The sequence below is a fragment of the Rhodococcus sp. 14-2470-1a genome, assembly GCF_002259425.1.
In the GTDB taxonomy this organism is placed as follows: domain Bacteria; phylum Actinomycetota; class Actinomycetes; order Mycobacteriales; family Mycobacteriaceae; genus Rhodococcoides; species Rhodococcoides fascians_E.
In genome coordinates, this window is sequence record NZ_NPFZ01000065.1 from 132,442 (window position 1) to 157,518 (window position 25,077).

18 protein-coding genes are annotated in these 25,077 nt (G+C 65.8%); 9 read left to right on the forward strand and 9 right to left on the reverse strand.

Translation table 11 applies throughout. From position 1 onward, the window contains the following. Positions 1–23 precede the first annotated feature (23 nt). Both CH292_RS28180 and CH292_RS28185 read left to right on the forward strand, forming a co-directional pair. Positions 24–953: a hypothetical protein gene (locus CH292_RS28180; RefSeq protein ID WP_032406396.1), complete on the forward strand. Its 930-nt coding sequence runs from the start codon at positions 24–26 to the stop codon at positions 951–953. Positions 954–1,190: 237 nt separating this feature from the next. Beyond that, positions 1,191–1,403 carry a hypothetical protein gene (locus tag CH292_RS28185; protein WP_139278526.1) on the forward strand — a complete coding sequence of 71 codons (213 nt, stop codon included), beginning with the start codon at positions 1,191–1,193 and terminating at the stop codon, positions 1,401–1,403. Here the strand turns inward: CH292_RS28185 and CH292_RS28190 are convergent. Genes CH292_RS28190 through CH292_RS28200 form a run of 3 tightly spaced genes read right to left on the reverse strand, consistent with a single transcriptional unit; the run spans position 1,393 to position 2,922 of the window. Beyond that, positions 1,393–1,731: a hypothetical protein gene (locus CH292_RS28190; RefSeq protein WP_094656324.1), complete on the reverse strand. Its 339-nt coding sequence runs from the start codon at positions 1,729–1,731 to the stop codon at positions 1,393–1,395. The two genes, CH292_RS28185 and CH292_RS28190, sit on opposite strands and share 11 nt — an antisense overlap. Positions 1,732–1,761: 30 nt before the next feature. Next, entirely contained in the window at positions 1,762–1,965 is a 204-nt protein-coding gene (locus CH292_RS28195) for a hypothetical protein (protein ID WP_139278527.1), read from the reverse strand. A 15-nt stretch (positions 1,966–1,980) separates the two neighbouring features. Continuing rightward, the gene (locus tag CH292_RS28200) at positions 1,981–2,922 is read right to left on the reverse strand and encodes a hypothetical protein (RefSeq protein WP_072692222.1); all 942 of its coding nucleotides are present in this window, start codon (positions 2,920–2,922) and stop codon (positions 1,981–1,983) included. Between the two features lie 187 nt (positions 2,923–3,109). On the opposite strand from CH292_RS28200, the gene CH292_RS28205 reads away from it, so the two are divergent. Continuing rightward, positions 3,110–3,322, forward strand: coding sequence for a hypothetical protein (locus CH292_RS28205; RefSeq protein ID WP_032406401.1), 213 nt, complete (start codon positions 3,110–3,112; stop codon positions 3,320–3,322). Positions 3,323–3,342: 20 nt separating this feature from the next. Here the strand turns inward: CH292_RS28205 and CH292_RS28210 are convergent, their stop codons facing one another. Together CH292_RS28210 and CH292_RS28215 are read right to left on the reverse strand one after the other, a co-directional pair. Beyond that, positions 3,343–3,849 carry a hypothetical protein gene (locus tag CH292_RS28210; RefSeq protein WP_032406434.1) on the reverse strand — a complete coding sequence of 169 codons (507 nt, stop codon included), beginning with the start codon at positions 3,847–3,849 and terminating at the stop codon, positions 3,343–3,345. 128 nt (positions 3,850–3,977) lie between these two features. Continuing rightward, positions 3,978–4,523, reverse strand: coding sequence for a hypothetical protein (locus CH292_RS28215; protein ID WP_032406402.1), 546 nt, complete (start codon positions 4,521–4,523; stop codon positions 3,978–3,980). 273 nt (positions 4,524–4,796) lie between these two features. On the opposite strand from CH292_RS28215, the gene CH292_RS28220 reads away from it, so the two are divergent. After that, positions 4,797–6,053, forward strand: coding sequence for a hypothetical protein (locus CH292_RS28220; RefSeq protein WP_032406403.1), 1,257 nt, complete (start codon positions 4,797–4,799; stop codon positions 6,051–6,053). A 37-nt stretch (positions 6,054–6,090) separates the two neighbouring features. Here CH292_RS28220 and CH292_RS28225 read toward each other — a convergent pair whose 3' ends face one another. Together CH292_RS28225 and CH292_RS28230 are read right to left on the reverse strand one after the other, a co-directional pair. Beyond that, positions 6,091–6,741, reverse strand: a complete 651-nt coding sequence (locus tag CH292_RS28225; protein ID WP_032406404.1) for a M48 family metalloprotease — start codon at positions 6,739–6,741, stop codon at positions 6,091–6,093. After that, on the reverse strand, positions 6,741–7,028 hold the full coding sequence (locus CH292_RS28230; protein ID WP_139278519.1) for a hypothetical protein: 288 nt from the start codon (positions 7,026–7,028) through the stop codon (positions 6,741–6,743). The genes CH292_RS28225 and CH292_RS28230 overlap by 1 nt, the downstream gene beginning before the upstream one ends. Positions 7,029–7,203: 175 nt before the next feature. Between CH292_RS28230 and mobF the strand changes: the two genes are divergently transcribed. The 3 genes from mobF to CH292_RS29545 all read left to right on the forward strand — a co-directional run bounded on the left by mobF (position 7,204) and on the right by CH292_RS29545 (position 21,035). Next, on the forward strand, positions 7,204–13,005 hold the full coding sequence (gene mobF, locus CH292_RS28235) for a MobF family relaxase (protein ID WP_162182871.1): 5,802 nt from the start codon (positions 7,204–7,206) through the stop codon (positions 13,003–13,005). A 180-nt stretch (positions 13,006–13,185) separates the two neighbouring features. Continuing rightward, the gene (locus tag CH292_RS29540) at positions 13,186–13,824 is read left to right on the forward strand and encodes a hypothetical protein (RefSeq protein WP_032406406.1); all 639 of its coding nucleotides are present in this window, start codon (positions 13,186–13,188) and stop codon (positions 13,822–13,824) included. A 3,227-nt stretch (positions 13,825–17,051) separates the two neighbouring features. After that, the gene (locus CH292_RS29545) at positions 17,052–21,035 is read left to right on the forward strand and encodes a helicase-related protein (RefSeq protein WP_256978611.1); all 3,984 of its coding nucleotides are present in this window, start codon (positions 17,052–17,054) and stop codon (positions 21,033–21,035) included. A 20-nt stretch (positions 21,036–21,055) separates the two neighbouring features. On the opposite strand, the gene CH292_RS28245 is transcribed toward CH292_RS29545, so the two are convergent. Then, entirely contained in the window at positions 21,056–22,132 is a 1,077-nt protein-coding gene (locus tag CH292_RS28245; RefSeq protein ID WP_032406407.1) for a toll/interleukin-1 receptor domain-containing protein, read from the reverse strand. Between the two features lie 35 nt (positions 22,133–22,167). Further along, on the reverse strand, positions 22,168–22,884 hold the full coding sequence (locus CH292_RS28250) for a hypothetical protein (RefSeq protein WP_143545838.1): 717 nt from the start codon (positions 22,882–22,884) through the stop codon (positions 22,168–22,170). A gap of 173 nt (positions 22,885–23,057) precedes the next feature. Between CH292_RS28250 and CH292_RS28255 the strand changes: the two genes are divergently transcribed. Further along, positions 23,058–23,579 (forward strand): hypothetical protein, encoded by a 522-nt coding sequence (locus CH292_RS28255; RefSeq protein WP_081371410.1) that lies wholly within the window; start codon positions 23,058–23,060, stop codon positions 23,577–23,579. Between the two features lie 96 nt (positions 23,580–23,675). Continuing rightward, positions 23,676–24,701 (forward strand): hypothetical protein, encoded by a 1,026-nt coding sequence (locus CH292_RS28260; RefSeq protein ID WP_139278520.1) that lies wholly within the window; start codon positions 23,676–23,678, stop codon positions 24,699–24,701. Positions 24,702–25,077: the final 376 nt, after the last annotated feature.

Sequence of the window (25,077 nt, forward strand, 5' to 3'; positions counted from 1 at the left end):
AAACGAAATGGTAGAGTTCAGTCATGACCGCAGCTGAGCCGCCCCGCAAGCCAGGCCGACCCCGCATCCACGCCACCCCCGCCGATCGGGTGCGCGCGCACCGCGCCAAAGCCGCGCAGAAAGCAGGCACCGCGGCTGAGTCCGTCGGCGTCGACGAGGCCGACACCGCGACCCCGGAACTCGCCGTTGCGTCCCTCGCTGCCGTTCTGCCGGCACTGCACGCACAGTTCGGGCAGCTCGATGACCTTGTCCAACGAGTCCAGACTGCGATCGGCACCGTCTCGGACCCCAAAGCTCTCGATCAGCGTCTCGAGCTGATGCGCGCCGAAACCGCCCGCACCGTCTCCGCCGCCGAAGAACGTGCTGCCGCCGCCGAAGCAGCCGCGCACGCCGCGACCGTCCGCGCCGACGCCCTCGACGCCGAAAACGACGAGCTCCGCGCCGACGCCGCCGACGCATGGGAGCAGACCGATGCAGCAGAAAACGCCGCCGAGCAGGCCCGCATCCAGGTCGAGGAGCAGAAGGCCGCGCACCGCGCCGAACTCGACGAGCTCGACGCACGCCAACGCGCCGAAATCAGTGCCCTGCAGGACACTCACGACACCATTGTGGCCTCGCTCAACACCAGTCACCGCGAATCGATCGACCGCTACGACGAGAAGGATCGCCGCCGCGAGGACGAGCTGGTCGAGCTGCGCGCCGAAGCGAAAAGGTTGCGTGCCGATCTCGCCGCCGAACGCACCGCACGCCAGGATGACAACCGCACCAGCGCAGCAACACTCACCCAGCAGCGCACCGACGCCACCAAACGTGAAGCCGAGCTGCGCCGCGACTACACCGAACGCATCGACGAACAGAAGACGATCGCCGCCGATCTGCGCGAAGAGATCTCGTTGCAGCGCGCCGAACTCGATCGTCTCCGTGGCCTCGAGGAAGACCGCCGCCACAACTGAAAGGCCGGGTCAGGTGCGGTCATGCCGGGGAGTGGGCGTCCCACTGCGCTACCTCGCAGCCTCCGGCGTTGCCCCATATGGGTCACCAAAGGGGGTCGTACGAGGACGCCGAGTCTGACACGCCGGGGACCCCCGTCCAGTAAAACCACGGTCGCAGGCTCCCAAGACGTGGTTTGACAGTCCACCCTCGTCATGTCCGATCGCTACGTCTCATCCGAACCTCGAAAGGATCTCGCCATGCTTCCAGATCGGCTCTCCGCCATCGCCTCCGCTGCCCTGAATCGCGGCGCAACGAGCGCCACCCACAACCTGGGCGGACTGCACGCGGACGTGCACCACGCCACGATGTGCGGGCAGTGGGTCACAGCCGAGCAGCTCGACACCCGCACCTGGGAATGCCTACTCGGCAAGCACCGCACCGACGAAGCTATCGAACCTCTCAAGCTCTAGGCCGGACGGCTCCGCCCACACCGGGCGGGGCCCAACCCGTCCCATCTGGTCGGGGGTCCGGACCCTCGTCCAGCTCATTCACACGAATGACTGTTGCCGGAACCAACCCGAGAAGGTTCAGCGGGGCGTCGACCGCGAAGTTCGGATCTGACAGTCCGTTAATGATCGAGAGCAAGTCGGCGAACCGCGCCGCGTTGGTCGGGCGGACGTTGGCGTGCATCATCTCGAACGCGTCCACCGCTTCGGGGGAACACAGTTCAGTGAGGATCGCCAGCTCCAGACTGTCGATCTCCGACAGCGCGGTGGTGGAGGATTCGGGTGAACTCATGGTGTGTGTCCTTCGGTGAGGTGAGACAGGTCAGAGGGGTAGTCCGGGGGTGAGGGGCAGGGAGGTGACGATGGCACCGACGAGGCACCCACATGCGATCGTCGCCAGGCGTCTGTTGGTGCGGTCCTCCCAATAGGCCTCGGCCACGAACACCTTGCGTAGCAATCCAGCAGCCCACGCGAGAAACGCGACCACAACCAGTAGTAAGAACACCCAGCGTAGGGCTGTCGTCAACAGGTCCATCATCGGTCAGCGTCCGAGATCGTGTGCAACGCGCGGCTGCGGGGATTGCACCGGTGGCGTCGCTTCACGTGGGTGACTCGGTCGGCGATTGAGCACAGCCCGCAAGGAGGGCGTCGCCATCGACGGCGTCGAGGGCTGGCCGGCAACTGACACGTTTGACTGACCCTGCGCCGCGGGGTCGTCTATCGGCGCGATGTCCGCGCGTGGCTCGAACGACTGCGTTCGCTTCTGCAGATCGCCCAGCTCGCCACTGAGCGCGGCGACATGGTCGCGATCACGCACGGTATCGAGAGTGGCGATGTTCGCCCGAAGAGAGGCGATGCGATGACGCCGCTCGACCGCCTCACGCTCGTGCACCGTGATCGGTGCCGCATGGCTCACGGTCAGTTTCTGGCTCTCGGGATCCGCGGTGACCGAACCGCCGACCCGCTCGGCGATCGCGGAAGCAATGCGCTTCGCATCCGCTGTCGAATACACCCCGACCACCGTGCGCGAATCGGGAATCGGCCCCGGACGGGTCGACTGCACTCGGACCTCGCTCACGTCCGGCGCGGTAGGGGGAGCGTCGATCCGCGAGGGTGCGGAGTCGGCGAATCGAGCGATCACTTCGGCCACTGCGGGCGGGGCCGGCACTTGCGCCTTGCGCACACCCGCTGCGTACCCGGGTTCGCTACTGAGCACCACCGCCAATTCGTTGGGAGTCCCGGTGAACGGGAGCTCGGTGTGTGCGCCGTCGCTCGACCGAACATTGACCGCGGCGGCGATACGGTCGACCTCCCGGCCGGCGGACAGCATCGCGGCCTGACTGACCGCGAAGGACGACGCCGCTGTCCGCGACTGAAACTCGGCGCGCGCGAACACATGGCCGGGATCGTTGTGTTGATCGAGGGTCGCGACCTCGACGGTGATCAATTCGGAGTGGGTAGGACGATTTCGTGCAGAAGTCATGAGGAGTGATCCTTTTTCGTCGTGCGCGCGTGTTCTCCCGGAGACGGCACGCGCGGAGAAGTGCGGAAGTGTGTTGGTTCAGCCGGCGTCGACACGCCGGCTGCAACCGAGCGCGGCGGAACTTGTCGGTGGCCTGGTGTCTACTGGCCGCCACACGGGGTGACCCCCCAGAACGAGAAGCGAGGTGATGATCGTGGTGATCGCGATAGTGGCCGGCATCGTCATCGTCGTTGCGGTTTTGCGCGCCGGCGTCACCGACGACGGCGGCTGGCGATTCGCGCCGGTACGCGCAACGGGCATGGTGTTCGGAATGGGCTTCCGAATCGTGGCCGTGGTGGCCGGCATCCTGTTCGCGATGGCAGTTGCCGTCGTGGCCAGTGCGTTCAGCAGCCCGCTGTGACTTCTCGCCCGGCCACAGTGTCAGAACAGCGTGGGAGTACCGCTCTCCAATAGAGCTGCCTGCACCGCTGCGTCGTCCCAACCCTGGCGTACCGCCGCACGCAACCGGCGCGAGCGCGCAGCACGTGCGGCTCGATCCGGCCCGTACCAAAGCCCCGGTTGGCGACGTCCACCGCCGCGACCTTTCGCGGCCATGTCGCGCAGATTCTGCGACTGGTTCCCGTCGACCACGTGAAGAGGCTGTTGCTGCGCCTCGTCCAGCGTCACTCGTACACAGATCGGGTTGTCGCACATGTGCAATGCGTTCACCGACTCGTCGATCGCCCCACCGAGCGCGATCGCCAATGCGTAGCGATGCGGGCGAACCACCCGCGGTTGTCCACCGCGGGAGACCCAGAATCTGCCGTACCCGTCGTCGGCAATGGCCCCGATCCAGATCGCACACGAGGACCGATGCGGCCCGTGCACCACGTAGCTGCGAAACCGAGCTCGCTCGTCGGCATCGCCTACTGCTAACGGTTTCGGCACCGACTCCCCACCCACCTAACGGTTCCCGGCCGGTCGGCCTGTCGTGAACACGACGGCCGCTGTGCGCCAACGACTTCTCGCCGCGAACACGGCCCGCTGTCGAGGATCTCATCGACCCGTCTCCCGCGCTATCCGGTGTGCGCCAGTGACTGTACGTCGGGAGCGTTGTCAGCGTGGACGTGTTCGTTCTGCGTCTGATGTTCCGGCGGAACGGCCGTCGCCGCCGGCCCGGTGGAGCTTCGCTCACCGGTGTTGGTCGAAGACGCATCTTCGCTCGCGTTCAGGCTGATCCGCGGGCGCTTCGTCGTGGAGCCCGTACCGCGTTTGCGTGACTCCGACGACTTACCTCCGGAGGCAGCTGCGATGACCGACGTCGGCACGGTGAGGCCGATGTCGCGGAGTTCGGCTGCAGTCCACCCGCCCGTCAGCGCTTCTTTCATGGCGGCGTGAACGGCCTTCTTGCTGGCCTCGACCGATTTCGTTGCTGCGCGTTTGGTGGCTTCGGCGGCTTTGATCGCGGCGTCGGCTTCGGCTCGTTGCTTGGCGGCGTTCTCCTCGGCGGTGCCGACTGCTTGCTGGGCGGTGACGATGGCTTCGGCCAAGGCGACACGTCCACGAACGGCAGCCTCAGCTGCGGCGTAGATGGCGTCTGTGTTGATGGGGGTGGCACTCATGAGTTGCGGGCCTTTCAAGTCGCCCGAACCGTCGGCAACATCAGCGCGACGAGTTCGGTGGGTACACGAATTGGCGCTTGAAGGATCGACCCGCAACGGCATCCTCAGCGGGTGTCAGTCTACCCGGTCATAGCCGCACACACACGGATCGAAGGTCGGCCTTCCCTCCGCGATCGAGGACAACGGAACGCTGCACTGGTATGCCGGGGTGAGCGACGGAGGGTAGCTACTCTCGCGGTTGCACCGTTGTTCGAGATCGGAAGGCCCCTTTAGATGACGCGCACGGATGAGACGTGGTTCCGCCTCCGAGAGTGGACGCAAGGCCAGACTCCATCAGAGCGCCTCGCGGCGCACGTCCTCGATGCGGAGGGATACGAGAACATCGACCCCTCACACCCCCTCGGCGGCAAGGACGGCGGCAAAGACGCCGTCGCCACCAAGGACGGAAAGAGCTGGGTCATGGGTGTGTACTTCCCCAGGGGCCAGCAGACGTTCACCACGATCAAGAACAAGTTCACCGACGATCTGACTGGCGCAAAGACGCACTCACCGCATGGCTTCGTCTTCGTAACCAATCAGGAGCTGACCTTGGGTGAACGAGCGAACCTGGTAGATCTCGGAGACGGAACCGAGATCGAGCTCTACCACCTCGAGCGAACCACGGGTGTCATCGATCGACCCAAAATGGCGCAGATCCGCAAGCAGTATCTCGACATCGAAGCCGGCCCACCTCCCATCGACGTATCACTGTTCATCGACGGCGCTGCCCGCTACTTTTCCAACGGCGAGGCTGCGAGAGAGCACCTCACCTCCGCGATCAGTGACGATGAGCGGAAGCAATTCGCCGAGGCCGAGGCAGCATCACGAGAGGCGTCACCGTTCGGTGTCCCGCCGCACATCTCGAGTCTGTTGGGAATCGGGTACGACCCACAGCCGCGAACGAGAGCGGACCTCGACGCACGTCTTGCCCAGTGGTCTGAGGAAGTGCGAGAAGGCTGGGTTGACAGCGAGCAGTACCTGGCCGCAATTACGTGGCCGGGATTGCGACTGCGGCTCCGAAACATCGAACAGGTCTTTCTCAACGACGTTCAGGTCATCATCACAATCAAAGGCGCGCAAGGTCTCGACTGGGAGGAGCGCGACACCTTCGGGTTCGACGAGTTCATTCCCCCCGTCTCGCCGCCCGGACAGCCATTGTTCGACACGTATCTGCCTCCTCCGGTGACGGACTACCGCAAAGGCTTGCAACTGGCGGACGCGCCCCTTGAGTGGGACAACACAGATGCCGAGACGATCGTCATCACAATCGACCTGCCACACCTCCGTCCTGATCAGACATGGACCAGCGATAACGAACTGCTGATCCTGCGCGCGATCGATCACACCGCGTCCTCTCTGACTGCCGAGTGGACAGTGACCGCGCAAACCTACGGCGAGTCCTACAGCGGAGTGCCACTCAGCATCCCGGTCCAGGCCGAAAATCTCGGTGACAGCTACCGAGCGGCGGTCACCCGGTCCGATCAGACCTGATGGACACACACGTAGACAGCTTCTCGTCCCGAGCAACCTAACGTCTCTGGGCTTCGCGGCGACGTTGGCGCGCGATCCGCATCCGGTGTGAGGGGTGCGTGTGCGACGGCCAGACGGTCGAACGAGGACCGTTCGCGGCGTACACCGCCAAGCACGCCGCAACACCGTCACTGCCGAACAGACGCGCCGCGACACCGTCGGCGTAGTACTCACGCGGCCAACTCATCACCATGAGCGAGACCACTATGGCAACACCCATCGACGGAATGAACAAGGGGAACCACACCGACCCGGCCAACCCGCCGTTCGCATCCCGCGTCGACGACACGAACGCTGCGGCGCAGCCACCGAGCAGGATCACCACCAGAACGACGTACGCCACGTAGTAGAGCCGGCGGGCGCGACGAAGCTTGGTCAAGTCCTCACGGTGCCCCAATTCGTGGGCCAGTAATGCCGACGACGGCAACGACTGCGGATCCGGCTGTGCACTGATCCATCCGTCCGTGACACCCAACGTGTCGGTGCCGTGGTGGTAGCGAGCACCCATACCCAACGGACCGGGGAGGAACTCGACGGACGGGGGAGGGGACTGACCGAGTAGAGCCGCGATTTCCCCAACACGAGCCACCCACATCTCGCGCTGCTCGGCGCTCGTCGTCGACTGCGGCACCGGTCGACGCACGGCCATCACCCACCCTCGCGTTCAGCGCCATCGGCAGCCACACGCGAGACCAGAGCGCGGGCCGCTCCCGCGTCCAGGCCCACCATCTCCGCCGCCACATCGAGACCGCCGACATGGGCCTGCAACTCGATCAACGCCGCCACCATCGCCCGCTCCGCTGCGACCACCTGAGCTTGCGCAGCCAGAAACGATGCCACCGCCGGACGGGCCGAGCTGGCCGCGCCGGCCACCTTCGCCGCCGCCGCCGCGCGGAGCTGAGTCCGCGTGGAGATCCGATCACCCGACCTACTCACCGCAGTACCCACCTCCACACAGACACGCCAGTCAGCACTCGTCACGACCCACAGGCCCTCTCCTACAGCCCAGTTCTCGCTGCCACACCATTTCACCTCACGAACCCAAGATCAAGCCCTACAGACCTCTTGCATTAAGGATAACGAAAAGATAACAGCAGCTATGATCTGTTTCGTGACCGCGACGATGCACAAGCTGACGGCCGGGGACGGGTACATGTACCTGATCCGGCAGGTCGCTGCGCACGACGCCACCGCACGTGGACGCGACACTCTCGCGGACTACTACTCCTCGAAAGGCGAGTCGCCCGGCCTCTGGATGGGATCGGGGCTACCCACGCTGCGCACCATCGGCGCAGGCGACGAGGTCACCGAAGCGCACATGCTCGCGCTGTTCGGCGAAGGCAAACACCCCGACGCCACCGCCATCGAAGGCAGGCACGCCACCGCCCTCGTCGCCGACGGTGCCAGCAAGAAAGACGCCGCCGCGCTCGCACTGCGAGAGAGCAAGCTGGGCAACCCCTTTCGGATTCACTCCGGCGTCACCGAGTTCCGCAAGGCGGTCGGCGAAGCGTTCACCGAACACAACGCCGCCCTCGGTCTGCCCTCCCACGCGCCGGTCGACGACGACGTCCGCGCGCAGATCCGCACCCGAATCGCCCGCGAGATGTTCGAGACCGAACTCGGCCGCGCACCGCTCGACGACCGCGAACTCAGCGGCTGGGTGGCCAAGAACTCTCGCGCCAAGACCACCGCCGTCGCCGGATACGACGTCACCTTCAGCCCGGTGAAGTCGGTCAGTGCCCTGTGGGCGCTGGCCCCGCGAGAGATGTCCGAAGCGATCGAAGCCGCCCACCATGACGCGGTCAAAGACGCGCTCGACTGGTTCGAGAACAACGCCCTGCTCACTCGGCTCGGCACCGATGGTGTGCAGCAGGTCGACACCGAAGGAATGCTCGCCGCCGCCTTCACCCACCGCGACTCCCGCGCGGGCGAGCCCGACCTGCACACCCACGTCGCGATCTCGAACAAGGTGAAAGTCAAAGGGCAGAACAAGTGGCTCGCCATCGACGGCCGGCCACTGCACAAAGCGATGGTCGCGATCTCCGAGACCTACAACACCCGCCTCGAGGGATACCTCCGAGACCGTCTCGGCGTCGACTTCGCCGAGCGCGCCGGCACTGACCCCGGCAAACGCCCGATCCGCGAAATCGTAGGCGTCGACGCCGATCTGGCCGCCCGCTGGTCCTCCCGCGCCGGGATGATCGACCTGCGCCGCGGAGAACTCGCCGCCGAGTTCCAACGCGAACTCGGCCGCGAACCCACACCCGCCGAAGCCCGCAAACTCAACCAACGCGCCAACCTCGAAACCCGCGAAGCCAAACACGAACCACGCTCGCTGGCAGAACAACGCACTGCCTGGCGCGCCGAAGCAATCGAAGTCCTCGGAAACGAACGCGCTCTCTCGGAAATGATCCGACGCACCACCCACGACCACGGGCCCGTACGCGAACCCGTCACCGTGGACGCACAGTGGATCGCCGAAAGCGCCGACCACGCCCTGTCGGTGGTCGGGCAGAGCCGCGCCCGCTGGCAGGAGTGGCATGTGCGCGCCGAAGCGGCCCGCATCGTGCGCGCGCACTCGGTCCCGAGCGAGCAGATGGAATACGCCATCACCGCCATCACCGATGCTGCTCTGGACCCGCAGCGATCGGTCGCGTTGGGACCGGACGACGACCTGGACGAGCCCGGGGTATTGCGCCGCAGCAACGGGGCCAGCGTCTACACCACCGAAGGCACGCGCCTCTACACCTGCGAGTCCATCCTCGCCGCCGAAGACCGCCTCGTGCAGGCCGCGCAACTGGGCGGGGGACGCAGCGTCGACCCGCTCACCGTCGACCTCGCGTTGCTCGAACACGCCGCCAACAAATTCGATCTCAACACCTCCCAAGCACAGATGGTCCGGGAGCTCGCCACCTCCGGGCAACGCCTCCAGCTCGCCCTCGCACCCGCCGGCACCGGCAAGACCACCGCCATGGCCGTACTGCGGAGCAGCTGGGAAGCAGAAGGGGGCCACGTCCTCGGTCTGGCACCGACCGCCGCCGCAGCCTCCGCCCTCGAACAAGACCTCGACGCAACCACCGACACCCTCGGCAAACTCGTCGACACACTCTGCGAGCTCGACGACGCCGCACCCGGCGAGGTCGTGACAGTCCCGGACTGGTTCGACAGCATCGACCACCGTTCCCTCGTCGTCATCGACGAAGCCGGCATGGCCTCGACCGCCGACCTCGACCTGGCCGTGCAGTTCGTCCTCGACCGCGGTGGCAGCGTCCGTCTGGTCGGAGACGATCAACAGCTCGCCTCCGTCGCCGCCGGCGGAGTGCTCCGCGACATCGCTACCACCACCGGGGCGATCACCCTCACCGACGTCGTCCGATTCAAGGACAACGCCGAAGGCCTCGCCTCCCTGGACCTGCGAGCCGGAAACGCCGAAGCCATCGGCTTCTACATCGACAACAACCGAGTCCACGTCGGAGATCTCGTTGCCGCCGAAGACCAGGCCTACTCGGCATGGCAACGCGACATCGAAAACGGCCTCGACGCGGTCATGCTCGCCCCCACCCGGGACACGGTCCGCACCCTCAACGAACGCGCCCGTATCGACCGCCTCGCTGCGACGGGCAAGACCATCATCGGCCGCGAGGTCACCTTGGCCGACGGACTGCACGCCTCGGTCGGTGACGTCATCACCACCCGTCGCAACAATCGACGACTCGTCATCGGGGCCACCGACTTCGTCCGCAACGGCAACCGGTGGACCGTCGAGGAAACGAACGCCGACGGCAGCCTGAAAGTCCGCCGCATCGGAGACGGTCGTGTGGTGACCCTGCCCGCCGACTACGTCAGCGAGAAGGTCACCCTCGGATACGCCCGCACCATTCACGGCGCGCAGGGCATCACGGCCGACACCTGCCACACCGTCTTCAGTGGACGCGAGACCCGGCAGCTCGCCTACGTCGCCGCTACCCGTGGCCGCAGCGAGAACCACCTGTACTTCGGGTCCGCCCTCGACGGCGACGAACACTCGGTCATCACCCCTGAAGCCGTCACACCGCAAACGGCTGTGGACCTGTTCACCCGCATCCTCGGCCGAGACGGCGCGCAGGAATCGGCCACCACCGCCGCCCGCCGACTCGCAGACCCCGCCGAGCGACTCCCGATCGCCGCAGCGGCCTACGACGATGCCGTCGGCACCGCCGCAGAACAGGTCCTCGGCGACGACGAGATGGAGCGCATCGATGCCGAAGCGGACAAGGTCGTCCCCGGCGTCACCGACGCTGCAGCATGGCCCGTGCTGCGCAAGCACCTGGCCATCCGCGCCGTCGGGGGAACCGACCCGATCGCCGCACTCGCCCGCGCCGCCAGCCACCGCGAACTCGACACCGCCGTCGACGTCGCCGCCGTCCTGGACTGGAGGCTCGACCCGAGCGGAGAGCATTCCGCCGGCAGCGGCCCCCTGCCGTGGCTGCCCGCCATCCCTCCAGCCCTTCGTGCAGACCCGACGTGGAGCAACTACCTCACCGCCCGCGCAGAACTGGTCGACACCCTCTCGACAGCGGTCGACGAACGAGCCCGCGGCTGGACCAGCGAGACCGCGCCGGTCTGGGCCCGGCCCTTCCTCGAACACCCGGACCTGCTCGCGGACCTCGCCGTGTGGCGCGCAGCGCGCACAGTCGACGACATCGACCTCCGGCCCACCGGTCCCCCGCAGTTCGCGGCCGCACACAAACGGCAGCAGAACCGGCTCGACAAGAGGGCAGCAGCGGTCATCGGCTCGCCCGATGCCGCCACCAACGCCTGGAGAGCGCTCGCCCAGAAGATCGAGCCGCGGATCCTCACCGATCCGTTCTGGCCGGTGCTCGCACTCCGGCTGACCACCGCCCGCCGCGCCGGTCTCGACGTCCCCGCTCTGCTGCGTTCGGTCACCGGGGACCGCCCACTACCCGACGAGATGCCCGCTGCAGCCCTGTGGTGGCGGCTCTCGCGCACCCTGAGCCCGGCCGCTCTGGACTCCACGACACCGTCCAAGCACCTCGCACCGCACTGGACGCCGACCCTCGACGTCGTGTTCGGCGAGGAGACCGCGCGCACGATCCGCAGCGATCACGCATGGCCCTCCCTCGTCGCCGCGGTCGACAACGCGCCCATCGACTGGGAGCCGCAGCAGATCCTGGCCTTCACCGACGAGCTGCTCACCCAGGCCCGCGACGTCGACGACGAACTACGCCCCGACGAGCTCACCCAAGCGTTGGCGTGGCGGATCACCGCCCTGAGCCATCACGAGTTCACCCACCACGACTTCCCAGCCGTCGAACACGCACTGGTCGACCCTGCCGAGGACGAGGCAGCAGCAACCGTCGCCGGAAAAATCGACCCGTACGAGTCGACCCCCGCCACCACGCAGAGCCACGCCCCCGAGACCACCACCGCAACCGTCACCGGGACCGGCCCGGTGTTCGAGGCCGGCTTCGACGACTACTACCCCGAGCTGAGCGACGCGGACCTGCCTCCCGACCCGGAGTCCGACCTGCCGCCACCGGACTTCGAGTACGACACCGGGGCCGACTGGGACATGCTCGCGGAGTCGATGGACTCCCTGCGCATGGTCCGCCCCGAACACGAAGACATCGCACCCGCTGCCCGGGTGGCCGCGCTGCACGCCGAGCTCGCGGACGCACGCACCCGCAGCAACGATCTGTGGCGCGCGTACCTCGACGAACGAGGCCCCGCGATGACCGCTGCGATCCCCATGATCGTCGATGTCCGCAGCCGCGCCGACGCCCTGCGCCCGCTGTACTTCGCCGCACAGGACGCGCACGCCCGGTGGCTGGAGACGACCCGCGAACTCGAAACCACCGACGCTCGATGCCGAGACCTGGCGCGAGCTGCAGCAGCCGCGACCAAGGACGGCCGCGACGACGACGCACTCCACGCCCAGGCCGACCTCGCCCTGGTCGAGATACTGCGCGAGCACGCGCACGCCACCGAACGCGACGCCCACCAGCTCTGGCAGCGGGCCCAGGCCGACCTCGAGACCGCAGCCGGGGGACCCGGCAACATCGTGACCACCGCCGATGCCGACGTCATCCGCGACACGGCAGCCAGCATCGACCAGATGTCGGTCGACGACGCCCGCGCCACCGTTCGCGCACTCGAAGGCGAGATCATGCGCGCGGAAATGCACGAGGCCCACCACGATGCCCCCGCCGTCGCCGAACACACCCCCCTGCCGCCGGCACGCTCGCCCGAGCCGGACAGTCGCGGCCAGGTCGCCGTCCTCACCAAGCCCGACGTCGACCGTGCAAGCCCCACCGCCGCACCGAAAAAGCCTGCGCAGAATCGCAGTACACCGGCTCGATCCGACCGCACCACAGCGCGCCTTGCTCTGTCGGATCCAGCGTTCGCGGCGGTCGAGCCCTCCCGAGATCCCCGTGCACTCACCACCGAGTCCGTCGATTCGGAACTCCCGGCATCCGAAGCGTCGGCGATGCCCGACTCCGAGCCGGACCTGCACGGGACATCGCTTCCCGACGAGAGCGCCCCACCGGTGCCGAGCAGTGTCAGCACTGAGGCAACTGCTACTGCCGAACCGACAGAGACCACAGTCGATCCGGACCTGATCGAGGAACGCATCGCCGAGGGAACCAAGGCCATGAAGACCGCAACACCCGAGCTCAAAGCCAAGATCAAACAGACCACGCTCAGTCAACGGCTCAATCCCAGCGAGAGCGGGGCCGCGACGTTGGCTCGCTACCGCGCAGAACTCGAACGCCGCGCCGCCCTCACGCAGGGCGAACGCGCCGCCGAAGACGCGGTACGCGAACGACTACGCAGACAGCAGGCAAAGGGAAGCAAGGGACCGCACCGAGAACCCGAGAGCGGCCCACGAAAGGACCGTGGCCATGAACTGTGAGCACCGAATGAAGGACGGACGACGATGGACGAGCCCGACCAGTCGAACGGCCGCACCGATCCGGTGTGCCGCATGGGTAGATTTTTCGCTTTCACCACACACCGAGCGGGGGCGCAGCGACCATGGCGCGTGACGACCAGGATCAACCGTCCCTGTTTTCGATCGGAGAGGGGACCGACGATGTCGGAACCGGAGATGAACGTGGATCTGCGGATCCGCGACGAAGTGCGCAGGATCTGGGGGGAGTGGATCGGACTCGATCCGGACCTGCCCGAGGCCGTACGCGAGGAACAGATCGAACGCGAAGCGGCGCGACTGACCCAACTGGTGGAGGAAACGGTGGGGGACAGCGCCCACGGCTTCCTGATGGATCGGTGGCGGGCCGAGAACCCGGGAGTGACACCGGACTACCCCACGACCGTGGCGTTGATGACCACGGCCTGGCACTCGGCACGATCGAAGATCCTCGAGGAACACCTGTACCCGCAGGTGACCGAGGAGATCTACCAACGGGTGATCTCCACGGACGCAGTGATCGAGGAGGAGCGCCGAGCGCACCTGCAGAGCGCGCAGGACAAGGGCGACGAGATGCGTTGGACGACACTGTCGGTGGACATCTCGCCGCTGGCGAGCCGGATCGTGGACCGGGTGTGGATGGACCGTCCGGGTCGATTCCTGCTGCTCGCCCAGGCGCTGATCCAGCAACGACTCGACGACAACCAGCCGACGCCGACCACAGCGAGCGATCCGATCGCCGCGGAGCTCGAAACGTTGATCCTCGACGAGATGGACCGGACGCCGGGCGCGACTCCCTTCTGACCCTTCGGGCGCAGTGGGTCGACGCCCACACGGCCACCGCCGACATTCTGCACCGAGGAGGCCGTCTCAGGCAGCACCTCGACAACGCCGAGCGCGCGCTCGAACGCGCACGCCAGCAAGACAACCGCGACGGCATCGAGGCACTGACACAGCGGATCTCGGACCTGTCCTACCGGCGCACCCGACTGCTCGCCGACTACGAGCGCGCCCGCGCGGCCGAAGGGCAGCTCGGCAACGCCCTGCGCGCCGCCGGGATCGATCCCGCCTCGATCAACCACAGCGCCGTCGCCCGCGCCGACGCCGCGCAACGCCGCACGCCGCCGACCTGGGCCAACGACCCCGCCACCGGACGCCAACTCGACACCCTGCGCACGCTGCTCGCCCGATCCGGACTACCCGACGACACCGTCGACGCGCGCCTGACCAAAGCCGAGGCCGACCGCTCCATCAAGGCCATCCTCGCCGGCGAGCTGCCACTGCTGCGCAGCACCGACGATGCAGCGCCGCCGGCACCCCCGCAGGCGTCGGCACACGAGGTACTCACCGAGCGCATCCGCGCCGCCGTCCTCGCCGACGCGGATCTGACCGTCTCGGCTCAGGCGTCGTCGAACACCTTCGCCCAGTTCCAGTCGTGGGCGCTGGCACGGACGAAAACGGTCATGCTCGACGCCGTCGTGGGCGTCGACGACACCGACACCGCGCTCACCGGCGCCGCACAATCGCTGTTGGCCGATCCTGCCCGCCTCGATGCACTTCCCCACGAGCTGGTCGACTTGCTCTGGCAGACCCACCACCGGGCACCCGAGGCAGACCCCACAGAGCCGGACACCACAGGGCCAGAGACCACCGACGAAGCTGCACGTCAGCACCTGGCCCAGAACGAGCTCGACAATGCCGCCACTGCTGCGATCGTCGACTTCGACGATCGCGGCCGCCGCGCCTACGACCCGCGCGCGCCCTTTGCCGCGCCCGATCCCTCCGCCGACCCCGTCGTCGGCGCAGCACTCGAATCCCTGCCCTCCGACAGCGTCGACGCCACACAGATCCGCGCCGACTTCATCCACGGCTACGCCACCGCCGCCAGCACCGATGCTGCCAGGCGCGCCGCTGCGGCCACCGAAACATCGCTTCCCGCTGACGATTCCGCCGACACCGCGACACCCCGCGAGGTACACGCTGCGCCGGTCGAGGTGCCCCAGTACGAGACCGGAGAACCCCTCACCAGCCCGTTGTGGCGCAGCAACAGTCTCATCGCCGCCCAACGCCCCGACGGCTCCACCGTCTACATCAGCGCCGACACCGCCCGCCGCTATGCCGCCGTCTCCGACACCGTCACGCCAGAACCCGAACCCCAGACCGCGACCGGACCGGAAGCGACGCCCGAACCCGAGACCGCCGCCGAACTCGGCGGCGTCGACGCGGGCGGACCGAGCCGGGAACCGTTAGGTAGCGGTGTCGACTCCGCTGACCACTCAGCCCGATTTACTGCTCCCGCAGTCGATTTCGTTCTCGGCACGGACGTTCTCGTCCCATCCGGAGCCAAAGCCCGAGCCCGCGCCAACCTCGATGCCCTCGCCATCGTTCAGCGGTTGGCCACCGAGTCCCGCCCCGCCACCGACGCCGAGCAGGACGCACTGGCTCGCTGGTCGGGATGGGGCGGCGTGCCGCAGATATTCGACACCGCCAAGACCGAATGGGAGCCCGAGCGCGAGGAACTGCGCACCCTGCTCAGCGCCCCGGACTACGCCGCAGCCCGCTTGAGCACCGTCAACGCCCACTACACCGATCCCGCCATCGCTTCTGCCCTCTGGCGCGCGGTCGAACGCGCCGGTCTGCCCGAGGGTGCCCGCGTCCTCGAACCGGGTTGCGGCAGTGGACACTTCGTCGGTCTCGCCCCCACCGGAACGAAGATGGTCGGCGTCGAGCTCGACCCCATCACTGCAGCGATCGCCCATCACCTCTATCCGAACCAGCACATCCGCAACCACGGATTCGAGGCAGCGTTCGCCGGCGACGGCACCTTCACCGCAACCATCGGCAACGTCCCGTTCGGTGACTATCCGGTCTACGACGACATTCACAACCCCAACAGTCGCTCGATCCACAACCACTTCATCATCAAATCCCTGCACCTGACCGCCCCCGGCGGGTACGTCGCGGTCATCACCAGCACGTTCACTTCCGATTCGGTGCGCCCGGCCGCGCGGCGCGAGATCGCCGCCCTGGGTGACCTCGTCGGCGGCGTCCGGCTGCCGTCGGCCGCGCATCGTCGCCAGGCCGCCACCGACGTGCTCACCGACGTGCTGATCTTCCGCAGGCGAGAGCCGGGCCGCGAGGCCACCGAACAGACCACGCTGTGGACCGAGGTCGCCCAAGTCACCCTTCCCACTGGGAACGGAGACAGCACCGCACCGGCCCACCTGAACCGGTACTTCAACCGGCACCGAGACCGCATCCTGGGCACCGTCGAGGTCGGTTCCGGAATGTACGGCTCGACCACGATGAAAGTCGTTGCCCCGCAATCGCAATCCGTACCAGCCCTGCTGACGCGGGCGCTGGAGAACATCGTCGACGATGCCCTGGACTCGGGCCTGGCGATGACCGCCGCGGCTCCAGATCGAACCCAGCATCACGAGCTCGATACCGCCGGCCTGCACACCGACTCCGGGACCGATACCGGAACCATCCCCGGCACACTGCGATTCGACGCCCACAGCTCCCGGTGGGAGCAGTACCAGGTCGGTGCCGGATGGGTTCTCACCCCCGCCAAGGGCCGCGAGATCAACGATCAGTGGCAACGACTGCTCGCCATGGGCGATACCGTCCTGGACATCGGTGAGAGCGCGCGCACCGCCGACTCGACCCCCGAGCACCGACAAGACCTGCGCGAGAAGCTCGATCGGCAATACACCGACTACACCAACCGATACGGCTTCATCAACCGGTTCAAGTGGACCAACCACGCCACTGAGAACAGCCCCGAGAAGACCGCCGAGAACTTCACCGCCCTCGAAGCGCAGTGGCGCATCGACGCAGCCGGGCAGGCCGCCCTCGATCGAGGGGTGGATCCCGACGACCTCGCAGACCTCGATCTACCCCCCTACGGGGGTGAGATGCCCACCGAGGTCACCGAAGCACTGCTGGAGAAGGCGCGCACACCGGCGCAGGGGCCCCGTAAGAGCCGCCATCACCTTCAAGGGGCCATCAGCTTCGACCCCCGCATGGCGATGGTCCGCTCGCTCGAACTCTTCGACGACGAGACCGAGCAGGCCACCAAGACCTCGATCTTCGATACCGACGTCACTTTCACCACCGAAAGCGCCACCAGCGCGGCCGGCATCGACGAAGCGATCGCCATCGCCTTCGATGAACGCGGCAGCATCGACCCCGAACGGGTGGCCGAGCTGCTCGATACCGACGTCGAGGACGTACTAGACCGATCCCGAGGCAAGATCTACCCCTCACTCACCGATCCGAGTACCTACGAGGTCGCCGGCCAATTCCTCGCCGGCGACGTCCGCAGCAAGCTCGCCCGCGCCCGCGTCGCCGAAGCCGAGAACCCCGACGTCTACACCGGTGTCGTCGACGCCCTCGAGGCCGTCGTGCCACCGGATGCCGACCCCGCGCGCATCGGGGTGCGTCCCGGCGCGGAATGGGTCGGAGTCGACAACCACAAGCAGTTCCTGGTCCAGGAGTTCGGGATCGACCCCGACGAGCTGACCGTCTCGTACGCCGCAGTCAACGCGACCTGGCAGTTCGAGACCAGTTCGGCCCCGAACTGGGACGACCCGCAAGGCTACGAGGACCCGTGGGGCATCGCCGGCCGCTACTCCGGGCTCGAGCTGTTCACCGCGATCGCCAACAACAAGCCCGTCGAAGTGCTCAAGACCGAGAGCGAGCTCGACCGCGAGCCCAAACCGCGATTCCACCCCAAACACACCACCGACCTGCGCAATCGCGCGGTACGGCTGGAAGAGAAGTTCGTGCAGTGGCTCTGGTCCGATCCGGCCCGCTACGAGCACCTCACCGAGGTCTACAACGGGCGGTTCAACCGGTTCGTCAAACCCCAGTTCGCCACCGAGCACAAGCAGTACCCGGGCCTGAACCCCAACTACATTCCGTACTACTACCAGTGCCAAGCCGAACAACGTCTGACTCACGGGGAGACGATCCTGCTCGATCACTGCGTCGGATCGGGCAAGACCCTCACCATCACCATCAGCTGCATGGAGATGCGCCGACTCGGACACAAACGCCAGCCGTGGGTGGTCGTGCCGAACCACCTCGTCGACCAGTGGGCCGCCGAGGTTCGCGATGCCTACCCGGCCGCGAAAGTGCTCGTCGGCGGCGACCTGTCCGGGCCCCGCGACCGGCAACGCTTTATCGGCCAAACAGCGGTGACCGACTGGGACATGGTCATCGTCCCCGAATCGGTGATGAAGCTGATCGCGGTCAGCAAGGACACCGAGCTCGCCTACATCGAGACCCGCATGATGGAACTACGCGAAGGCCTCGAACGCGCCAAGGAGACCGGCGGCGAGCACACCGTCAAACAGATCGAACGCGTCCTCAAACGCGAACAAGCCAAACAGCAGAAACTGGTGTCCTCCAAAGCATCCGACACCGGACTGACATTCGAGCAGTCCGGCTGCGACTTCCTCTGGGTCGACGAGGCGCACTACTACAAGAACCTCGCCCGCACCTCCAACTCCGCCGACCTGTCCCTGCCCGAGGGATCGCAACGCGCCTCCGACCTGGAGATGAAAGCGCGCTGGCTACGCGACCGCGCCATCCTGCGCAACGTCGAATCCGGACAACCCGACGCCCCCGCGAAAGCGATCGCCTTCGCCACCGGAACACCGGTGAGCAACTCCCTGTCCGAGCTGTGGGTGATGAACCGCTATCTGCGCCCCGATCTGCTCGACGCCGCCGGAATCGGCCACATCGACGCCTGGGCACAGACATTCGCCAAACAGCGCACCACCGTCGAAATGAACATCACCGGTACCTCACTGCGGCCGATCTCGCGGATGGCCGAGTACCAGAACTTGCGGCAACTGATCGCCATGGTCGATCAATTCCGCGACGTGGTCACCGAGGACCAGATCCCCGTCGAGTTGCCGCGAATGCGCACCGGCAAGCCGCTGGTCGTCGAATTCGACCTCGCACCGCAGGTCCGAGACTTCATGTTCGATCTCGACGAACGCATGGCCGCGACCTCCGGACGCAGCATGGACGTCGACAACGCGTTGAAGATCTCCAACGACGGCCGCAACGCCTCCCTGCACCCGACCCTGGCGAAACTGCCCGAACCGGAACCCGAACACGACCGAGTCGCCGTCGCAGCGGATCTGCTCTGGAACACCCACCTCGAGCACCGCGACCTGTTCACCCCCGCCGACCGGCACGGCCCCGACGCCCGCGGGGTATTCCAGATGGTCTTTTGCGACCGCGGCACCCCCAAGGCCGGCGGGGCGGCGGACAAGAGTCTCTACGCTCGCCTGCGAGAAGCGTTGGTGGACAGAGGAATGGAGCGATCGGAGGTCGTGTTCATTCACGACTACCCGACACCGAAACAGAAGCAGCAGCTCTTCGCCGACTGCCGCGCCGGCAAGGTTCGCGTGCTGATCGGCTCGACACCCAAGCTCGGCACCGGCGTCAACGCCCAACGCCTGCTCAAGCAACTCATCTCCCTCGATCCCGCGTGGACCGCAGCCGACATGCAGCAGCGGTTCGGGCGCATCATCCGGCAGGGCAACGTCCACCGCGAGGTCGACGTGGTCAACATCGTCGCCCGACGCTCCTACGACGCCACCATGTGGCAGATCATCGAACGCAAAGCCCACTCCGTCCAGCAGCTACGCGGAGGCGAGATCCCCGACACGATGGAAGACGTCGGCGGCGACATCGCCCTGTCGGCCGCGCAGACCAAGGCCGCCGCCACCGGCGACCCCGTCTACGTCCGCGCGATCGAGCAGCAGGCGCACGTCGACGCGCTCGAATCCGAACAGACCATGATCGCCAACGCGAACGCCTCCCGCCGCGCGGCCATCGACCGCCTCGACCGCGCCGCCCAGCGCCTCGACGCCGACATGCCCACTATCGAGGCCAATGCCGACCGCGCTGCAGCATGGCTCGACATCGACGACCGCGCCGAGAAGATGATCACTATCGATCACCGGACCGCCGCCGACGACGACACCGAATCGCTCGTCGACGCGCTGCAGAACGTCCTGCGCACCACCTACATCGACATGCGAGCAGTCAAGAGCGGACGACCGAGCGAGTTCGCGGAGATCGCCGGCGTCGCGATCGCCGGCACCTACCGCCCGGTCAACGACCAGCTCGAACTCTCCATACCAGCAGGCCCGAAACGCTACGTCGAGCACCGCAAACTCACCGAAGCGATGTCCAGTACCACCGCCGCACGCGGGATCCTCCAGCAGATGCGCAACATGATCAAAGAGCTGCCCGTGCGCGCGACCGCAGCTCATGCCGACCGCGCACACATCGCCGGGAGACTGACCGAGCTCACCGCGCAGGAAGACCGAACCTTCACGCGCACCGACGAACTCGCCCAGGCCCGCTACGCGCTCGCCGAACTCAAAGCAGACGTCAACGCCCGCGAGAACTCACCCGAAGCGCTCACCGAACGCGGCCGCGACCTCGACCGGCGCCGATCGCAAGGGCTATACCCGAAATGGAGCCTCGACCTCAACCCCACCCCCGCACACGCGGACGCCCAACACAGCAGCCGCGCAGCACTCGTCCAGTCCGTCCCCGACCGGATGCAGGCCTTCGCCGAAAAGTGGGCCGCAGCCCAAACCGAGCGAGACGCACGCCGCGCCGACTACCCATGGAAGCCGAAATCGCCTGACGGATCACGCTTTCAACGCGGAGCAGACCGCGACAGCGGTGCACCAGGAGCGGCGATCCAATGGACTGACCGCACCTGGCACTGGACCGCATGGACAGGCCCCGACAACTCGACCTCCGGGTTCGAGGAACGCCGCGACTCGGCCCGTTACGCCGCCGAAGGCGCACTACGCGACCTCGAAACCGAGGCATCGAGTCACGAATCGCCTCAGGCCGAGCGAGACGTATCGCCGCTCAAATCCATGCTCAACCGCCAGTCCACCAAGAAGGCCGGCACCATCCGCCCGCCTGCGCCGGAACCGGATCGACACCGCGATCACGGCCTGGACAGGTGAACCGGTCGGCTGACTGGTGGTCAGGGACGCAGCACAGCATCCCAGACATCGGAACTCTTCAAATCGACGGGCAAGTCGAACTGGTCCTCGAACCACCGTTTGAACCCCTCCGTGCGACTAGGTGAATCGAACCATTCGACGAAGGCTTCGACGAGCGCGAGCGCCTTCTTGATCCTTGGGTGCTGCTGATTGAGTGCGACCTCGAGCGGGGGGTCGTTGTCGATCACCAAAAAACCGCGTTCGGCGGCGTCGTAGAACGCGGGATTTTCGTCGTCTACGTCATGAAAGCTGTCGGGCAGGATCAGATCGTCGTTGGAGACATGGAAGCGAATCGCCGTGATTACGGAGCCTGGCATGCGGGATTCTTGAAAGTACTTGACGACCGCACCGGCAAGGTGCTCGAACTGCTCCCTTTCGCCCTCGGGCAATTCCACAGCCGCAATCTGCTCCTGGGTCTTCGCCGCTAATAGGGCGTCATAGCGATCCTCGAGCTCCCCGAACTTCTCAAGCAGAAGGTTGTAGCTTTCCGTCTTTTGCTCGAGCTGAAGTTCGATTTCGGCGACCTGTTCTGCAGAGTAGGTCTCGACCTTCCCCAGCAACTCCTCGTATCGTGAGGCGCTGACCAGCCACTTGTCCCTGTGAATAGTCCAATCTGCGGTATTCGCCTTGAGACCGAACGCTTCGATGACCCTGTCGTGCATTACGTCGAGGTCCTGCCCAGCGGTGGCCTCGTCGAGCTGACCGATCAGCATTGCTTTCAGTGGTCCCGGCAAGTCCTCTCTGGCCAGCCCAGGTGTGAGCACCGGGAGGAACGTCCCTTTCACCCATGCGGCACCCATTTCCGCCAAGCATGTCGGACGGGTGAGGTAAGTAGGGGAGACGATCGCAATGACCAATGGCGACGCCGCTGCTTCTTCCCTCATTTCGGTGAACAGGTCGAGTCCGGATGCGATCCCTGTCCCGCGCTGAGAGGTGTAGAAGACCTGTTCACGAGGGAATCCGCACCCGAGCCGGAGGATCTTTTCCACGAACTTGGAGACGTATTTTTCATCGTCACCTGCGTGACTGATGAACAGTTTCCCGGTCTTCTTGGCCATCGGACCATGCTAGTAGGCGCGTAGTGGTGGCCGAGTTACTCCAGCCTTTCCGTGCTGTCGCTTTCCAGCAATTGCAGAACACGGACCACCGTCACCGTGGCCTGCGCGGCTGCATAGGCCTCCACGTGATCGACGCCTGAGTGGGTCACACGCTGCGCGAGATCCCACGTCGCCCTGACGAAGACGCGCAACTCCTTGTGCGAGCTTCCGGCGGCGTATCGCTTCAGATACAGCCCTATCCATTGCTTCGCATCTGCCGCCTTGGGTTCGTCGTCCCCGTCCGGTACCAAGTCGGGGTCTCGAATGATCGAGGTGGCGTCGATGAGGATCTCGCGGGCCCGTCGGCCTACGTCTTGGCGGTCGTCATCGGTGCGCGCCTGCTCCAGTGCACGCGCTAGACCATCGATACGATCTTGCAGACTTGCCCACGTCGGGTCGGCAGTGGTGGAGGCGGTAACCAAAGCGCCCGACCCCTGAATGCTCGTCAGTGTGGCCGCTGTGTCCGCTACGAGGGTGCTGACGAACTCCCTGCGGTGAACCCATGTGGAGAGATCACCTTTGCTCCAGCGTCCGCCCCATTCCCCAAGCGTGCTGTAGGGGATGGGGTTCGGCACCCCCAATTGCTGAAGCAGTCTCTTTAGCTGTTTGTGGCCCGTTTGGTACTCACTGTCGGCCTTTGCTTTCTTCGTCGATCCAATCCTCGTATCGGTCGTCGACGCCGCGACCAGACGAGCAGCTTGCAGGTCGAGCATCTCAGCGGCTTGTCGAGCGATGTGCTGCCTCGATGGGAGGTCCTTATCGGTCATGAAACCAGGATGCCGGTAGACCTGACGTCGACTGCGGTCGCGTGGCGATTCAACGGTGAGGGGCGCTGTGGCTACACCCCGTAGGTGCGATGCACCCCTGTCGTCTACCGTCTCGAATCGTGCACGCTTACGTCGACGAAACCAAAAGCAGAGGTCTCGTCGTCGTGGCCGCGATTGCCGATGTCCGCGACCTTCAGGCCTCACGCAAAACACTCGTGGCACTGCGCCTGCGAGGGCAGGAGCGCATCCACTTCAAGTCCGAAAGCGACTCTCGTAGACGAACCATCGCCGACGCCATCGCCGGGCTGCCCATCCGCATTCACGTCTATGACGCAGCAGCACTGCCCGAACGAGAAGGTCGCACCCAGGCACTGCAAATGCTCGTGGCCGACCTCGCAGGTATGTCGGCCACCCGCCTGGTCATCGAGCAGGACGACTCCCTACTCAGAGCAGACCGACAAACACTGTTCGCCGCAACTCGTAAGCAACAGATCCAGGATCGCTTGGCCTACGAGCACCTCCGCGCCAAACAAGAGCCCATGCTGTGGGTGCCGGACGCAGTGGCATGGTGCCTGGCCAAAGGCGGACATTGGAAGACGCGAATCGAGCCGATGATCACCACCTACAACACGTTGACTTGACCGAGTGAACTCCCTCCGACCCTTAGTCTTGCGCCTGAGTTCCACACTGAAACCCGTGTAGTTCCCAAATGGGAACCCGAAACGTATGATTCTGAAATGGAGTCCACACTCGATCCCAGCACTGTGCTTATGGCCGGATCCGCCAAGACCATCGCCGACGTACACGTGGCCACGTTCGAGCAACTCGTGGAAATGCTGGTGCTCAACCCCACCGTCAAACAGTTGCTTGCAGCCGGATACACACACGCGCAAGTGGCGCGAACCGTGCACATCAGGAAACAGCAGGTCGGACGCCATGCCCGCACGGCATTTCATCCGGTGACCCTTGCGGATGGGTTGCACTCGATCGACGTGTGGGCGCTCGCCCTCTCGCTGTGGGGGGACTCCGAACAACGGCTGCAGCTCGCGATCGACACCGCATTCGAGTGGGATGCCACGCGGCTGGCCGACGTCGCGCTGCCAGAACAGAATCTTGAGCAATACCGGATCGGTTCTGTAGCCGATGAACTCGACACGTACGGCTGCGCATTCGCTCGATGCGAGGCAGCGCGTCCGTATACGCCGCGCCAGGAGGACTCGAACGCGGCACGAATCGATGCGTTACGCGCCAGAGCAGCCGGAGCGAGCGAACTCGACCTGAGCGACCGCGAGGACGAAATACTCGGGCTTCTGCGCACCCCCGTGGTTCCGGAAGTCCCCGACTTCCTGTTCCGAAACCGGCATCTGCGATACACCAACACTACGTCGAACAGTCAGCCCTGGGCAGTCAAGTACGAACAGCGGCACGTACGCGAGCACACCGAAATGAAACGGTACGGCCAGCTACTTCCCACGCTGCCTGACGACTCCAATGACCCGCGCGTGCTCGCCCGCGACCTCGTGCTGTTGAACCTGGGCGATGCACGAGTGGTGTCCCTACCCTCGTCGGACACTGCCCCGTTCGAGAGCCGCAGTCGGGTACTCGAGCGGTTTGCGGGTGTGCTCGGCGTTCGGCTGGATGAGTCGCAAACCTATGCCGAAGGCAAGACAGTCTCCGAGGTCGAGTCCGAGATTTTGGGTGCGTTGGACAAGTACCTGAATGCTGAACTCGCTGCCCGTTCAAGCACGTCGCAAACGCTGTAGATACGCAAAACCCGGCTCACCAACCGTCCGGAAGGCTGCCGGGTTCACTTCGACGAGGCTAGTGCCTCACGCCAAGATATTATCGCACCGAATCTCGGATACGTCCAGTGCCGAACCCATGCCTTGCCGATGATAGGTGGACGGATCCGTGGCCGGTAGAGCCCTCGGGGTGCGCATCGGTTCAGGCGTCGGTACCGTGGATGGCTCAGTTTCCTCCAGCGAAAGGAAGTGCCCGAATGCTCGGACTCGGCCCGCTCGGTTTCTGGCTCCGTGATTGGAGCGGCGCGATGGGTAACGTCGCCCCCCAAGGCCCCATGGCTTGATTCCCTGTACGCAAAGGGCACGGACAGTCATTGTCCGTGCCCTTTCTCGTCTA